General features: G+C 39.1%; 1 protein-coding gene. It reads right to left on the reverse strand.

Annotated features, from left to right (window positions below):
• A partial coding sequence (gene dnaE / locus GO685_RS04830) for a DNA polymerase III subunit alpha (protein ID WP_175937809.1) occupies window positions 1-2181 on the reverse strand: 2181 nt, incomplete at its 3' end.
• Window positions 2182-2369: the final 188 nt, after the last annotated feature.

Genomic DNA, 2369 nt, shown 5'->3' on the forward strand with positions numbered 1-2369 from the left:
GATGAAAAGTTCACGTTGTTTATCCATCTCTTCTTTGATTTTCTTACCCATAGCACGCCTCAGTAGATCTGCTTCAGCTAAGCTATATCCAGAGAGAATACGCGCTATTTCCATCACCTGCTCTTGGTAGATTATTACTCCAAATGTTTCTTTTAATACCTTCTCGAGTAATGGATGAATATAATCTGGCTTTTCAGGCCCGTGCTTTCTTGCAACATAAGTTGGAATGTTATCCATCGGCCCTGGACGATAAAGGGAAATCAAAGCGATGATATCTTCAATACAGTCTGGTTTTAGCTTGATTAAAGCTTCTCTCATTCCCGAACTTTCAAGCTGGAACACTCCAATTGAATCACCTCTTGAGAGCATTTCATAGGTTCTCTGATCATCTAAAGGAACCGAGGAAATATCAATTTTTCTTTCATTACGATTAATTAAACGACATACATGATCTATCAGCGTCAGTGTACCAAGTCCGAGAAAATCAAACTTTATTAGTCCAGCTTTCTCCACATATTTCATGCTGTATTGAGTAATTGGCAGAGCCGAATTTGGATCATAATAAACAGGAACAAAATTTTCTAACTTTTGATCGCATATCACAATTCCAGCCGCATGAGTTGAAACGTGACGATATATCCCCTCAAGCTTAAGAGAGATATCAAGGAGTTTTGCAATTACTTCATCGCTATCCCTTTCTTTCTGCAGATTTTGATCAAGCTCTATCGCTTGTGATAAAGTTACAGGGTTTACCGGATTAAACGGAACCATCTTAGATATTTTATCCACCTGAGCGTAAGGCATCTGCAATACCCTTCCAACATCGCGCAGCACAGCTCTTGCCTGTAATTTTCCAAAAGTGATTATCTGAGCAACATAACCATACTTCTTCCGAACATAGTCAATAACTAAATCTCTCTTTTCCTGGCAGAAATCGATGTCAAAGTCAGGCATCGATATACGATCAGGATTTAAAAATCTTTCAAAGATCAGACCAAATTTTATTGGGTCAAGATCTGTAATCTGCAGCGCCCAAGCAACAATTGATCCAGCACCAGAACCTCTTCCTGGACCAACTGGAATGCCGTTTGCTTTACTCCAACGAATGAAATCAGAAACTATCAAAAAGTAGCCAGCGTAGTTCATTGAAGTTATTACGCTTAGTTCGTAACTTAGCCGATCGTAGTATTGCTTAAAATCAACATCATGGGTGTCATCCCAGTGCTTGACACTGGGATTCATATTTCTTTTTTCCTGGATTCCAGCGTCACGCGCTGGAATGACAGAAGAAGATTGTGCAATACGAAGTTCCAACCCTGCAATTGCCTGTTCCTTCAGTTCTTCATTCTCAGTTTTATTCTCTCGACAAGGAAATTTAGGCAAAATAGGCTGCCTACTTCTTGGCATGTAAGAGCACCGTCTGGCTACTACTGAGGTATTATGAATCGCTTCGGGAATATCGCTAAATAGCTCCTCCATTTCTGCCACAGATTTGAAATAATGCTCAGTAGTTAGCTTCTTTCTGTTATTCTCGAGAGCATAACTTCCTTCTGATATGCATGTTAATATATCATAAGCTTCATGGTCAGACCTGTTGGGAAAAAATACATCATTCGTTGCAACCAGGGGTATATCGTACTGGTAAGCAAAATCTATCAAGGTTTCCTCGAGCTCCAACTCTTTACTAAGCTCATGACGCTGCAATTCAACATATAAATGACCATTGAATGCTGAAAGTAGTCTTTTTATCGTTTCTTTATCTTGCTTCAACAACAGTTGAGCCAATATGCCGTCATATCCACCAGTTAAGGCGATTAGGCCTGAACTTAAACTTAATAGCTCATTAAAATCAACATAAGGAATATCGTCGCTATTTTTGCGCTTTCTAAAGGACTCACTCACCAAAGTAACCAAGTGAGCGTACCCTCGCTCGTTTTTTGCAAGCAATAATATGGGTAGATTTTGCTCTGAGTGTCGAACTATAATATTGCATCCTATTATTAGCTGTATTCCCCTATTTGCCGCATATTCTGCAAACTCGAGTGAGCCAAATAAGTTACCTGAATCAGTTATCGCAACTGCTGGCATTTTATTCCGCAAACAAAGGCTACTCAGCTCCTCAATTTTGACCGAACTCTCAAGCAGTGAATAAACACTGTGAACACGCAAGTGTATGAACATAAAAAAACTTCAGACCAGTAATAAAAGAATAGCATTAATTTACTCATGAGGAACAAAAACTTGTTCAAGAGTTCCGACGTAAAAAAACTACTTGACAACCTTCGCCATTCCTTTTATCATAGTACTGAAGCTGTTTATTTATCTTCGCAATCATGTGCAGGCTAATGACAAAAAACTTAGGGTATTTG

This window comes from Wolbachia endosymbiont of Madathamugadia hiepei, from assembly GCF_013366855.1.
Classification (GTDB): Bacteria; Pseudomonadota; Alphaproteobacteria; order Rickettsiales; family Anaplasmataceae; genus Wolbachia.